Genomic DNA, 12,433 nt, shown 5'->3' with positions numbered 1-12,433 from the left:
TATGGCTGCAAGTCCGCCTGACGCAAACCTCGGAGGGCTCCTGTTGAGTATGAATAAAGTGCGTATAATCCGCCGCCATGACTCGTACTCGATCCCCCCGTACCCCAAAAAAACCACCTTCCAAGGGCTTGAGCCCTTGGCTGGGCTGGGCCCTTAAACTCAGTCTGGTCGGCCTCGTGGTGCTCGCCGGGGTCGCGGTGTACCTCGACGCCGTGGTCCAGGAGAAGTTCTCCGGCAAGCGCTGGACCATCCCGGCCAAGGTGTATGCGCGCCCGCTCGAGCTGTTCACCGGCCAGAAGCTGAGCAAGGAAGACTTCCTGACCGAGCTCGACGCCTTGGGCTATCGCCGTGAAGCGGTGAGCAACGGCCCCGGCGCAGCGGCGGTCAACGGCAACACCGTCGACTTGAATACCCGTGGCTTCCAGTTCTATGAAGGTTTGGAGAGCGCTCAGCCGGTGCGCGTGCGGTTCTCCGGCGACTATGTAGCCGAACTTTCGGCGACCAACGGTTCGAAGCTTTCGGTCGTGCGGCTGGAGCCACTGCTGATTGGCGGGATCTACCCGAAAAACCTCGAAGATCGCATTCTGATCAAGATTGATCAGGTTCCGCCGTATCTGCTGGAAACCTTGGTGGCGGTGGAAGACCGGGATTTCTATAGCCACTGGGGCGTGTCGCCCAAGTCGATTGCCCGCGCCGTGTGGGTCAACACCTCCGGCGGCAAGATGACCCAGGGCGGCAGTACGCTGACCCAACAGTTGGTAAAGAATTTCTACCTGACCAGCGAACGCAGCCTGACCCGAAAACTCACCGAAGCCATGATGGCGATGCTGCTTGAGCTGCATTACGACAAACGGGAAATTCTTGAGGCGTACCTCAATGAAGTGTTCGTCGGTCAGGATGGCCAGCGCGCGGTGCACGGTTTCGGCCTGGCCAGCCAGTTCTTCTTCGGGCAGCCATTGTCCGAGCTGAAACTGCATCAAGTCGCAATGCTGGTGGGGATGGTCAAGGGGCCGTCTTATTACAATCCGCGTCGCAACCCGGAACGGGCGATGGAGCGACGCAATCTGGTGCTCGATGTGCTTGAGCAGCAAGGCGTGGCCACCGCCGAGCAGGTCGCCGCCGCGAAGAAAATGCCGCTGGGCGTGACGACGCGCGGCAAGCTGGCGGACAGTTCTTTCCCGGGCTTCCTCGACCTGGTTAAACGCCAGTTGCGCGAAGACTACCGCGACGAAGACTTGACCGAAGAAGGCCTGCGGATCTTCACCAGTTTCGATCCGATTCTGCAGATGAAAGCCGAAGCTTCGGTCAACGACACCTTTAAACGCCTGTCCGGGCGCAAGGGGGCCGATGAGGTTGAAGCGGCGATGGTCGTGACCAACCCGGAAACCGGTGAAGTCCAGGCCATGATCGGTAGTCGTCAGGCGAGTTTTGCCGGTTTCAACCGGGCGCTTGATGCGGTGCGACCGATCGGCTCGCTGATCAAGCCTGCGGTTTATCTGACAGCCCTTGAGAAACCGAGCCAGTACACGCTGACCAGTTGGTTGTCGGACGAATCCTTTTCGGTCAAAGGCGCGGACGGTCAGGTCTGGAAACCCCAGAACTATGATCGCCGTTCCCACGGTACGGTGTTCCTGTACCAGGGACTGGCCCATTCCTACAACCTGTCGACGGCGCGTCTCGGGTTGGCGGTGGGCGTGCCGAATGTCCTGAAGACACTGGCACGCCTGGGCGTCAGTCGCGAGTTCCCGGCGTTCCCTTCGATGCTGCTGGGGGCTGGTGGCCTGACGCCGATCGAAGTGGCGACCATGTACCAGACGCTGGCCAACGGTGGCTTCAATACACCGATGCGCGGGATTCGTAGCGTACTCACCGCCGAAGGCGAGCCGCTCAAGCGTTATCCGTTCCAGATCGAGCAACGTTTCGACCCGGCCTCCATTTACTTGATCCAGAGCGCCATGCAGCGGGTCATGCGTGAAGGGACCGGCAGTTCGGTTTATAACGTGCTGCCGAAAACCCTGACGCTGGCGGGTAAAACCGGTACCAGTAACGACTCGCGAGACAGCTGGTTCGCCGGTTTCAGCCAGGATTTGCTGGCGGTGGTGTGGCTGGGGCGCGATGACAACGGCAAGACGCCGTTCACCGGTGCCACCGGTGCATTGCAGGTCTGGACCAGTTTCATGCGCAAGGCCGATCCGCTGCCGTTGGACATGCCGCAGCCGGATAATGTTGTTCAAGCTTGGGTGGATTCGCGGACCGGGCAAGGTTCCGAAGGCAGCTGCCCAGGCGCTGTGCAGATGCCGTATATTCGCGGCAGCGAACCGCATCCCGGTGCTGCGTGCGGTGGCGAAAGCCCTGCATCCGGCGAAACGGTGATGGATTGGGTCAAGGGCTGGATGAATTAAGCAAAGAGGGTTTCAAGTGAACAAGTGGTTGATTCCAGCGGTTACCGCCGTGGCTTTGCTCAGCGGTTGCTCCTCCGTACAGCGCGGTTCGATCCCGGTTGTGGATTCCGGCAGCGCTGTCTCCAACAGTGAGCGAGTGTCGGCAAATGGCGGTTTCCGTCAGACGACCTCAAAACGCCCTGTGCAAGCTCAGACTCAGGCGATTCCGCAAGGTGACACCGGTGTCGTCGTGATGGTCCCGGGTGGCGGCGCAGTGGCATCGGCCCCGATCAGCACCGGGCCGATTACGCCGGGTCCGATTACCCCAGGCCCGATCGATACCTCGCCGGTGCAGTCGGCACCGGTCAATCAGGGCAGCTACAGCATGCCGTCGACGCCGAGCGGGATTCCTTCGGCGAGCTCCGGGGGCTTGTCTGCCGACGAGCAACTGGACGGTCCGGTACTCGCGTTGTTGACCACGGCTCAGCAGCAACAGGCCGGCGGCGACCTCAATGGTGCGTCCTCCAGTCTCGAGCGCGCCCAGCGTGTTGCGCCGCGTGAGCCGCAAGTGCTTTATCGACTGGCTCAGGTGCGCATGGCCCAAGGCGATGCACCCCAGGCTGAACAATTCGCCCGTCGTGGCCTGACGTTCGCAAGTGGTCGTCCGGCGCTTCAGGCCAGCCTGTGGGAATTGATCGCCCAGGCGCGTGAGAAACAGGGTGATTCCTCAGGTGCTGCACTGGCCCGTCAGAAGGCCAAGGTTTCGTCGTGATGGACGCACGTTTTCCGAAAATTGCCGAGCAACTGCTGTTGATCGAGCGTGAGTTGCGGGTTCAGGGCTGGTGGGACGAGGTTTCGCCCTCCGCTGAGGCATTATCCAGCGTCGAGCCGTTTTCGGTGGATACGCTGGATTTCGAGCAGTGGTTGCAATGGATCTTCTTGCCGCGGATGAAGATCATCCTCGAACAGGATCTGCCGCTGCCCAACGCATCAGGGATTCAGGAGATGGCCGAAATGGTCTTCGCCGCCCGTAATGTCCAGGGCAAAGATCGCTATTTGCAGGTCTTGCTCAAAGAGTTCGACCTGCTCATCACCGCCTCTCGCTGAAACGGAAACTGCCAGGTTCTACTGGCAGTTATCCGCAATCTGTTTCTGTGCTTCGGTCGTGCGCTCCTGACGTTGCTCATCGGTCAGACGGCGCCTCTCACCGTCGACATCCTCCCGCAATCGCGGATTGTTCTGCAGTTGGGCCAGGTTCGTTCGCGCCTGCTCGCAGAATATCTTTAGCTGGGCTTGCTGCTCTGCGACCTGCTTTTTCACTGTGTTGTCGATGGCCTGTTGATCGCCAATCGCGGTGCTGCGCTTTGGCGCGGCGGGTTTGCCGGCAGGCGGGGAGGGCGTCAGCACCGTGGTCGCCTCCTGGCCTTGCGGCGGTTGCGCGTCGAAGTGGGTTACACCTTGAGCGTCGACCCATTTATAGATCTGACCGGCCATACACAAAGGGCTGATCAGCAGACTGACCATCAAGAACGTTCGCATGCCATTTCCTTGCCAGAGTTGCGCAATTGAAGCTAACACAGTTGCGGTTTAGCGGTTTTTTCTTGCTTTCTCATGTGCTTACTTCAATAAAGCACATAGACGGCTTGACTTGCAGGGGACGAAACAGAAGAATCCAAAGTCCGCTGTAGAGGGACTGCCAGAAGCAGGCCCACTCAGCAGATCATGAGGCGCACATCCGCGCCGACCTGTTACACCCGCAACGCGTTACCTCGCGCTGGGTGGGAAAGCCCCGCAACACTTGGGACGATCCCAATACTTGCTCAGTCAGTGCTGACGTAGTCGGCGACCACCGTCGCTCATGCTCTGCTGAGAAGTAAACCTATTAAGACCCGTCCTCTTTGATGTGGGCGGTATTCTGGCGTTTTAGAGGTGAACAACGTGGAGCTTTTATCTGGCGGTGAGATGCTCGTCCGCTTTTTGCGTGACGAAGGCGTTAAATATATCTATGGGTACCCGGGTGGTGCCGCATTGCATATCTATGACGCGCTGTTCAAAGAACCAGCCGTTCAACACATTCTCGTTCGTCATGAGCAGGCTGCCACTCACATGGCTGACGGCTATGCGCGCGCTACCGGCAAGGCCGGCGTCGTACTGGTGACCTCCGGTCCCGGCGCGACCAACGTCATTACCGGTATTGCTACTGCGTACATGGACTCGATCCCGATGGTGATCCTGACCGCCCAGGTGCCTAGCACCATGGTCGGTACCGATGCCTTCCAGGAAACCGACATGATCGGTATCTCCCGGCCGATCGTGAAACACAGTTTCATGATCAAGCATGCTTCGGAAATCCCGGAGATCATGAAAAAGGCGTTCTACCTCGCGCAATCCGGTCGTCCTGGTCCTGTCGTTGTCGACATCCCGAAAGACATGACCAACCCGGCCGAGAAGTTCGAATACATCTTCCCGAAAAAAGCCAAGCTGCGTTCCTACAGCCCGGCGGTTCGTGGTCACTCGGGCCAGATCCGCAAAGCGGTGGAAATGCTGTTGGCGGCCAAGCGGCCGATCATCTATGCCGGCGGCGGCGTCATTCTGGGCAACGGCTCCGCGCCGTTGACCGAATTGGCGCAACTGCTGAACGTGCCGGTCACCAATACCTTGATGGGCCTCGGCGCCTATCCGGGCAGCGACCGTCAGTTCCTCGGCATGCTTGGTATGCACGGCAGCTACACCGCCAACCTGGCGATGCACCATGCGGACGTGATCATGGCCGTGGGCGCACGTTTCGATGACCGTGTTATCAACGGTGCATCGAAGTTCTGCCCAAGCGCCAAGATCATCCACATCGATATCGACCCGGCTTCGATCTCCAAGACCATCAAGGCCGACGTTCCTATCGTCGGCCCGGTGGAAAGCGTCTTGACCGAAATGGTCGCTACCTTCAAGGAAATCGGCGAGACCCCGAACAAGGACTCGGTTGCTGCCTGGTGGAAGCAGGTTGAAGAGTGGCGCGGTGATCGCGACATGTTCCCTTACAACAAAGGGGACGGCAGCATCATCAAGCCGCAGACCGTTATCGAAACCCTGCACGAAGTGACCAAGGGCGACGCCTACATTGCGTCCGACGTGGGTCAGCACCAGATGTTCGCGGCGCAGTACTACCGCTTCAACAAGCCTAATCGCTGGATCAACTCCGGCGGCCTGGGCACGATGGGCTTCGGTTTCCCGGCAGCAATGGGCGTGAAACTGAGCTTCCCGGAAGCGGACGTGGCTTGCGTGACTGGTGAAGGCAGCATCCAGATGAACATCCAGGAGCTGTCCACTTGCCTGCAGCATGACCTGCCGGTGAAGATCATCCTGCTCAACAACGGCGTGCTCGGCATGGTCCGTCAGTGGCAGGACATGAGCTACGGCGCGCGTCACTCGCACTCCTACATGGAATCGTTGCCGGACTTCGTCAAGTTGGCCGAAGCCTACGGTCACGTGGGGATGCGCATCACGGACTTGAAGGATTTGAAGCCGATGATGGAGCAAGCGTTCGCGATGAAGGATCGTCTGGTGTTCATCGACATCAAGGTCGACGCCGGTGAGCACGTCTATCCGATGCAGATCAAAGACGGCTCCATGCGCGATATGTGGCTGAGCAAGACGGAGCGTACTTAATCATGCGACATATTATTTCCCTGCTTCTGGAAAACGAACCCGGTGCTCTGTCTCGTGTAGTCGGCCTGTTCTCGCAGCGCAACTACAACATCGAAAGCCTGACCGTGGCCCCTACCGAAGACCCGACCTTGTCGCGTCTGACGCTGACCACTGTCGGCCACGATGAAATCATCGAGCAGATCACCAAGAACCTGAACAAGCTGATCGAAGTGGTCAAACTGGTCGACCTGTCGGAGAGTGCTCACATCGAGCGCGAACTGATGTTGGTCAAGGTCAAGGCCACCGGCGCCCAGCGCGCCGAGATCAAGCGCACCACCGATATTTACCGTGGGCAGATCGTCGATGTCAGCGCTAGCGTGTATACCGTTCAATTGACCGGTACCAGCGACAAGCTCGACAGCTTCATTCAGTCCATTGGCACCGCCTCGATCCTGGAAACCGTCCGTAGCGGCGTGACCGGCATCGCTCGCGGCGACAAAGTACTCAGCATCTAAACCAAATTAGCGAATGGCCTGAACGGCCTGGATATATAGGGGAATTTCATGAAAGTTTATTACGAAAAAGACTGCGACCTGTCGATCATCCAGGGCAAGAAAGTTGCCATCATTGGTTACGGTTCCCAAGGCCACGCTCAAGCGTGCAACCTGAAAGACTCCGGCGTTGACGTGACTGTCGGTCTGCGCAAAGGTTCGGCCACTGTTGCCAAAGCCGAAGCCCACGGCCTGAAAGTGACCGACGTTGCTTCCGCTGTTGCTGCGGCCGACCTGGTCATGATCCTGACCCCGGACGAGTTCCAGTCTGCCCTGTACAAGAACGAAATCGAGCCGAACATCAAGAAAGGCGCCACCCTGGCCTTCTCCCACGGCTTCGCGATCCACTACAACCAGGTTGTTCCGCGCGCTGACCTCGACGTGATCATGATCGCGCCGAAAGCACCGGGCCACACCGTGCGTTCCGAGTTCGTCAAAGGCGGCGGTATCCCTGACCTGATCGCTATCTACCAGGATGCTTCGGGCAACGCCAAAAACGTTGCACTGTCCTACGCCGCAGGCGTGGGTGGCGGTCGTACCGGCATCATCGAAACCACCTTCAAGGACGAGACCGAAACCGACCTGTTCGGCGAACAAGCCGTTCTGTGCGGCGGTACCGTTGAACTGGTCAAAGCCGGTTTCGAAACCCTGGTTGAAGCTGGCTACGCGCCGGAAATGGCTTACTTCGAATGCCTGCACGAACTGAAGCTGATCGTTGACCTCATGTACGAAGGCGGCATCGCCAACATGAACTACTCGATCTCCAACAACGCTGAGTACGGCGAGTACGTGACCGGTCCGGAAGTGATCAACGCCGAATCCCGTCAGGCCATGCGCAACGCCCTGAAACGTATTCAGGACGGCGAATACGCCAAGATGTTCATCAGCGAAGGCGCGACCGGCTATCCTTCGATGACCGCCAAGCGTCGTAACAACGCCGCTCACGGTATCGAAATCATCGGCGAGCAACTGCGCTCCATGATGCCGTGGATCGGTGCCAACAAGATCGTCGACAAAGCTAAAAACTAAGTCGCGCACTTGTACGAAAAACGCGGCTTAGGCCGCGTTTTTTCGTTTGGGTGGCCGGTTCTGGTATAAAGCTGCATCGTTTGCGGCCGAACCGTCGTCCCAGACACCTGTCGAAACTTTCCACCCCGTTGCAAGGTAATGTCCATGAGCGAACGTCCCGAAGAGCCAAACAAGGCTTCTGACGCCGAAAGCCTGCTGCCCATCGATGAGCACATCGAGGAAGGGCACGACGCTGAAGGTCGTAAAGTCCGGCATCGTGGTATCTATCTTCTGCCGAATCTGTTCACCACTGCGAACCTGTTCGCAGGGTTTTATTCCATCATAAGTTCGATGAGCGCCCAGAGCGCCTTGAGTGCCGGTGATTCGGTTGGCGCGAGCAAGTATTTCGCGTTTGCCGCTATCGCGATTTTCGTCGCCATGGTGCTCGACGGCCTCGATGGTCGAGTCGCCCGTATGACTAATACCCAGAGTGCCTTCGGCGCCGAGTACGACTCGCTGTCGGACATGGTCGCCTTTGGTGTCGCGCCGGCATTGCTGGCGTTTGGCTGGGCCTTGGGCGACATGGGCAAGGTCGGCTGGATGGTTGCCTTCATCTATGTTGCTGGCGCGGCATTGCGTCTGGCCCGCTTCAATACGCAAGTCGGCACTGCGGACAAACGCTACTTCATCGGTCTGGCCAGCCCGGCTGCCGCGGGTGTGGTCGCGGGGATTGTCTGGGCGTTCAGCGATTACGGCATTCAGGGGTCCAAGATGTCCTTCCTGGTTGCGCTGATGGTGGCCGCCGCCGGCATGCTGATGGTCAGCAACATCAAGTACAACAGCTTCAAGGAGCTGGACTTGAAGGGACGAGTGCCTTTTGTCGCGATCCTGGCGGTGGTGCTGGTGTTTGCCGTGGTCTTCAGTGATCCACCGCGCATTCTGCTGCTGGTTTTCCTCGCTTACGCGGCGTCCGGTCCGGTGCAATACCTGTTGCATCTTCGTCGGCACAAAAAAGCCGAGTGATGTAATTTCCCTCATACTCCGCAGTCTATTGGTGCATCTGTCCTCCAATGCTGCGGAGTTGCCATGCTGATCAAAGTCCCCAAAGCGTCTGACTGCCACGAGTCGGACGTCACGCCTGAATCCTTCTATCTTTCTCGACGCAATCTATTGGGTGCTGCCGTAGCCGGTCTGGCTGTGAGCAGTCTGCCGCGTTGGGCCAGTGCTGACGAAGCCGCTCGTTACGCCGATGTCGAGCCTGGCAAGGCACCTTCCTGGTTTGCCGAAAAGCTTCCTTCTACCAAGTGGGGGGCGGTCAACGTCAAGGATGAGGCGATCACGCCATTCAAGGATGCGACCCACTACAACAACTTCTATGAGTTCGGCACTGATAAAGGCGACCCTGCTGCCAATGCCGGTTCGTTGAAGACTGAACCTTGGACCGTGGTAGTAGACGGGGAGGTGGGTAAGCCGGGGCGGTATGCGCTGGAAGACTTCATGAAGCCTTATCAATTGGAGGAGCGGATTTATCGTCTTCGCTGTGTTGAGGCCTGGTCGATGGTCATTCCGTGGATCGGTTTTCCTCTCTCGGCTTTGCTGAAGGAGGTCGAACCTACGTCCAAGGCGAAGTTCATCCGTTTCGAAACGCTGCAAGATCCCAAGAGCATGCCAGGTCAGCGCTCCGGCTTTGCCTTGATCGAGTGGCCCTATGTAGAGGGGCTGCGGTTGGATGAGGCGATGAATCCGCTGGCGATTCTTGCGGTGGGCATGTATGGGCGCGAATTGCCGAATCAGAACGGGGCGCCGCTACGGTTGGTGGTGCCTTGGAAGTACGGCTTCAAGAGCATCAAATCCATCGTGCGGATCAGTCTGGTCAGTGAACAGCCGAAAACCACCTGGCAGAGCATTGCCGCGGATGAGTACGGCTTTTATGCGAACGTGAACCCTACGGTCGATCACCCGCGCTGGACCCAGGCGCGGGAGCGGCGGTTGCCGAGCGGTCTGTTCAAGCCCAATGTTCGGGATACGCAGATGTTCAACGGCTACTCGGATGAAGTCGCTTCTCTCTATACAGGGCTCGATCTGCGGAAGAACTACTGATGCGTTATCTGTTTTGGCGAGTGGGCGTCTTTATAGCGGCTGCGATCTGGCCGCTGCTTTGGTTGTATCAGGCTTGGCAGGATGTGCTGGGCCCCGACCCGGGCAAGGTGCTGGTTGACCGTCTCGGGTTGGGGACGCTTGTCCTGCTATTGATAACCTTAAGCATGACGCCTCTGCAGAAACTTACCGGTTGGGCGGGATGGATCGCTGTACGCCGGCAACTGGGGCTGTGGTGTTTCGCTTATGTGGTTCTGCATTTGAGCGGCTATACAGCGTTCATTCTTGGATTTGACTGGTCGCAGCTGGGTGTCGAGTTGCGCAAGCGGCCGTACATCATTGTCGGGACGTTGGGATTTCTTGGTTTGTTGGCATTGGCGGTGACCTCCAATCGTTATAGTCAGCGACGCTTGGGTGTGCGTTGGAAGAAGTTGCATCGGCTGGCTTATGTGATTCTCGGGCTCGGCTTGCTGCATATGCTTTGGATCGTTCGAGCGGATTTGAAGGAATGGTCTGTCTATGCCTCTATAGGCGCGCTGCTGTTAGTGCTGCGCATTCCCCCGATTGCTCGCCGAATCCCGCGCTTAATAGCTAAAAAGGTACCTTCTGCAAGAAAAGCGTAAATAGGTGTTGACGGCAGATTCTGGAAGTCTATAATTCGCCCCACTTCCGGCGCAGTCGAAACGGAAAACTCCTTGGTAAACAAAGAGTTACGCAGTTTTCGACAGCGGGTTGCTTCAGGTCATCGAAGCCCCGAAGGAGTTGATCAAGCGGGTTTGTGTGGCTTGATTGACGGTTCGATCTTCTCGGTCGAAAGCGGAGAAAAAGAGGTGTTGACAGCAGCGAGTAACGCTGTAGAATTCGCCTCCCGCTAACGAGAGATCGGAAGCGCAAGTGGTTGAAGTTGCAAAGGAAGCTTTGAAACTTCTGAAAATAACCGCTTGACAGCAACAGAGGCTGCTGTAGAATGCGCGCCTCGGTTGAGACGAAAGATCTTAACCAACCGCTCTTTAACAACTGAATCAAGCAATTCGTGTGGGTGCTTGTGGAGTCAGACTGATAGTCAACAAGATTATCGGCATCACAAGTTACTCCGCGAGAAATCAAAGATGTAACCAACGATTGCTGAGCCAAGTTTAGGGTTTCTTAAAAACCCAAAGATGTTTGAACTGAAGAGTTTGATCATGGCTCAGATTGAACGCTGGCGGCAGGCCTAACACATGCAAGTCGAGCGGCAGCACGGGTACTTGTACCTGGTGGCGAGCGGCGGACGGGTGAGTAATGCCTAGGAATCTGCCTGGTAGTGGGGGATAACGCTCGGAAACGGACGCTAATACCGCATACGTCCTACGGGAGAAAGCAGGGGACCTTCGGGCCTTGCGCTATCAGATGAGCCTAGGTCGGATTAGCTAGTTGGTGAGGTAATGGCTCACCAAGGCGACGATCCGTAACTGGTCTGAGAGGATGATCAGTCACACTGGAACTGAGACACGGTCCAGACTCCTACGGGAGGCAGCAGTGGGGAATATTGGACAATGGGCGAAAGCCTGATCCAGCCATGCCGCGTGTGTGAAGAAGGTCTTCGGATTGTAAAGCACTTTAAGTTGGGAGGAAGGGCATTTACCTAATACGTAAGTGTTTTGACGTTACCGACAGAATAAGCACCGGCTAACTCTGTGCCAGCAGCCGCGGTAATACAGAGGGTGCAAGCGTTAATCGGAATTACTGGGCGTAAAGCGCGCGTAGGTGGTTTGTTAAGTTGGATGTGAAATCCCCGGGCTCAACCTGGGAACTGCATTCAAAACTGACAAGCTAGAGTATGGTAGAGGGTGGTGGAATTTCCTGTGTAGCGGTGAAATGCGTAGATATAGGAAGGAACACCAGTGGCGAAGGCGACCACCTGGACTGATACTGACACTGAGGTGCGAAAGCGTGGGGAGCAAACAGGATTAGATACCCTGGTAGTCCACGCCGTAAACGATGTCAACTAGCCGTTGGGAGCCTTGAGCTCTTAGTGGCGCAGCTAACGCATTAAGTTGACCGCCTGGGGAGTACGGCCGCAAGGTTAAAACTCAAATGAATTGACGGGGGCCCGCACAAGCGGTGGAGCATGTGGTTTAATTCGAAGCAACGCGAAGAACCTTACCAGGCCTTGACATCCAATGAACTTTCCAGAGATGGATTGGTGCCTTCGGGAACATTGAGACAGGTGCTGCATGGCTGTCGTCAGCTCGTGTCGTGAGATGTTGGGTTAAGTCCCGTAACGAGCGCAACCCTTGTCCTTAGTTACCAGCACGTAATGGTGGGCACTCTAAGGAGACTGCCGGTGACAAACCGGAGGAAGGTGGGGATGACGTCAAGTCATCATGGCCCTTACGGCCTGGGCTACACACGTGCTACAATGGTCGGTACAGAGGGTTGCCAAGCCGCGAGGTGGAGCTAATCCCAGAAAACCGATCGTAGTCCGGATCGCAGTCTGCAACTCGACTGCGTGAAGTCGGAATCGCTAGTAATCGCGAATCAGAATGTCGCGGTGAATACGTTCCCGGGCCTTGTACACACCGCCCGTCACACCATGGGAGTGGGTTGCACCAGAAGTAGCTAGTCTAACCTTCGGGAGGACGGTTACCACGGTGTGATTCATGACTGGGGTGAAGTCGTAACAAGGTAGCCGTAGGGGAACCTGCGGCTGGATCACCTCCTTAATCGACGACATCAGCTGCTCCATAAGTTCCCACACGAATTGCTTGATTC

10 protein-coding genes and 1 rRNA gene are annotated in these 12,433 nt (G+C 57.2%); 10 read left to right on the top strand and 1 reads right to left on the bottom strand.

Going from position 1 to position 12,433, the window contains the following annotated elements; genetic code table 11:
* Nucleotides 1–77 precede the first annotated feature (77 nt).
* From mrcB to ACA053_RS24675, 3 genes are read left to right on the top strand one after another with little or no spacing between them, the layout of a single operon-like run.
* Entirely contained in the window at nucleotides 78–2,402 is a 2,325-nt protein-coding gene (gene mrcB / locus ACA053_RS24685; RefSeq protein WP_497393905.1) for a penicillin-binding protein 1B, read from the top strand.
* Nucleotides 2,403–2,418: 16 nt separating this feature from the next.
* Nucleotides 2,419–3,153, top strand: a complete 735-nt coding sequence (locus tag ACA053_RS24680) for a tetratricopeptide repeat protein (protein ID WP_497313720.1) — start codon at nucleotides 2,419–2,421, stop codon at nucleotides 3,151–3,153.
* Nucleotides 3,153–3,488: a YqcC family protein gene (locus ACA053_RS24675; protein ID WP_497393904.1), complete on the top strand. Its 336-nt coding sequence runs from the start codon at nucleotides 3,153–3,155 to the stop codon at nucleotides 3,486–3,488. Before ACA053_RS24680 ends, ACA053_RS24675 begins: the two co-directional genes overlap by 1 nt.
* 18 nt (nucleotides 3,489–3,506) lie before the next feature.
* Here the strand turns inward: ACA053_RS24675 and ACA053_RS24670 are convergent, their stop codons facing one another.
* Nucleotides 3,507–3,920 carry a DUF4124 domain-containing protein gene (locus ACA053_RS24670; RefSeq protein WP_497313716.1) on the bottom strand — a complete coding sequence of 138 codons (414 nt, stop codon included), beginning with the start codon at nucleotides 3,918–3,920 and terminating at the stop codon, nucleotides 3,507–3,509.
* A gap of 399 nt (nucleotides 3,921–4,319) precedes the next feature.
* On the opposite strand from ACA053_RS24670, the gene ACA053_RS24665 reads away from it, so the two are divergent.
* The 7 genes from ACA053_RS24665 (at nucleotide 4,320) to ACA053_RS24635 (ending at nucleotide 12,384) form a co-directional block, all read left to right on the top strand.
* Nucleotides 4,320–6,044, top strand: a complete 1,725-nt coding sequence (locus ACA053_RS24665; RefSeq protein WP_109636224.1) for an acetolactate synthase 3 large subunit — start codon at nucleotides 4,320–4,322, stop codon at nucleotides 6,042–6,044.
* A gap of 2 nt (nucleotides 6,045–6,046) precedes the next feature.
* Nucleotides 6,047–6,538, top strand: coding sequence for an acetolactate synthase small subunit (gene ilvN, locus ACA053_RS24660; RefSeq protein WP_003205610.1), 492 nt, complete (start codon nucleotides 6,047–6,049; stop codon nucleotides 6,536–6,538).
* A 48-nt stretch (nucleotides 6,539–6,586) separates the two neighbouring features.
* Nucleotides 6,587–7,603, top strand: coding sequence for a ketol-acid reductoisomerase (ilvC, locus tag ACA053_RS24655; protein WP_007948647.1), 1,017 nt, complete (start codon nucleotides 6,587–6,589; stop codon nucleotides 7,601–7,603).
* A 144-nt stretch (nucleotides 7,604–7,747) separates the two neighbouring features.
* The gene (pssA, locus tag ACA053_RS24650) at nucleotides 7,748–8,605 is read left to right on the top strand and encodes a CDP-diacylglycerol--serine O-phosphatidyltransferase (protein ID WP_109634860.1); all 858 of its coding nucleotides are present in this window, start codon (nucleotides 7,748–7,750) and stop codon (nucleotides 8,603–8,605) included.
* Between the two features lie 63 nt (nucleotides 8,606–8,668).
* Nucleotides 8,669–9,682 carry a protein-methionine-sulfoxide reductase catalytic subunit MsrP gene (msrP, locus tag ACA053_RS24645; RefSeq protein ID WP_497313711.1) on the top strand — a complete coding sequence of 338 codons (1,014 nt, stop codon included), beginning with the start codon at nucleotides 8,669–8,671 and terminating at the stop codon, nucleotides 9,680–9,682.
* Entirely contained in the window at nucleotides 9,682–10,302 is a 621-nt protein-coding gene (gene msrQ, locus ACA053_RS24640; RefSeq protein ID WP_109634857.1) for a protein-methionine-sulfoxide reductase heme-binding subunit MsrQ, read from the top strand. Before msrP ends, msrQ begins: the two co-directional genes overlap by 1 nt.
* 543 nt (nucleotides 10,303–10,845) lie before the next feature.
* A 16S ribosomal RNA gene (locus tag ACA053_RS24635) occupies nucleotides 10,846–12,384 on the top strand.
* Nucleotides 12,385–12,433 lie beyond the last annotated feature (49 nt).

This window comes from Pseudomonas sp. LBUM1672, assembly GCF_059695655.1.
This window is presented reverse-complemented; position numbering and strand designations above follow the sequence as displayed.

What these genes read in the sequence shown, in the direction of transcription:
- ilvC (WP_007948647.1), top strand. Translation starts at nt 6,587, where the DNA reads ATGAAAGTTTATTACGAAAAAGACTGCGACCTGTCGATCATCCAGGGC.
- ACA053_RS24675 (WP_497393904.1), top strand. Translation starts at nt 3,153, where the DNA reads ATGGACGCACGTTTTCCGAAAATTGCCGAGCAACTGCTGTTGATCGAG.
- msrQ (WP_109634857.1), top strand. Translation starts at nt 9,682, where the DNA reads ATGCGTTATCTGTTTTGGCGAGTGGGCGTCTTTATAGCGGCTGCGATC.
- ACA053_RS24670 (WP_497313716.1), bottom strand. Translation starts at nt 3,920, where the DNA reads ATGCGAACGTTCTTGATGGTCAGTCTGCTGATCAGCCCTTTGTGTATG.
- ilvN (WP_003205610.1), top strand. Translation starts at nt 6,047, where the DNA reads ATGCGACATATTATTTCCCTGCTTCTGGAAAACGAACCCGGTGCTCTG.
- msrP (WP_497313711.1), top strand. Translation starts at nt 8,669, where the DNA reads ATGCTGATCAAAGTCCCCAAAGCGTCTGACTGCCACGAGTCGGACGTC.
- pssA (WP_109634860.1), top strand. Translation starts at nt 7,748, where the DNA reads ATGAGCGAACGTCCCGAAGAGCCAAACAAGGCTTCTGACGCCGAAAGC.
- mrcB (WP_497393905.1), top strand. Translation starts at nt 78, where the DNA reads ATGACTCGTACTCGATCCCCCCGTACCCCAAAAAAACCACCTTCCAAG.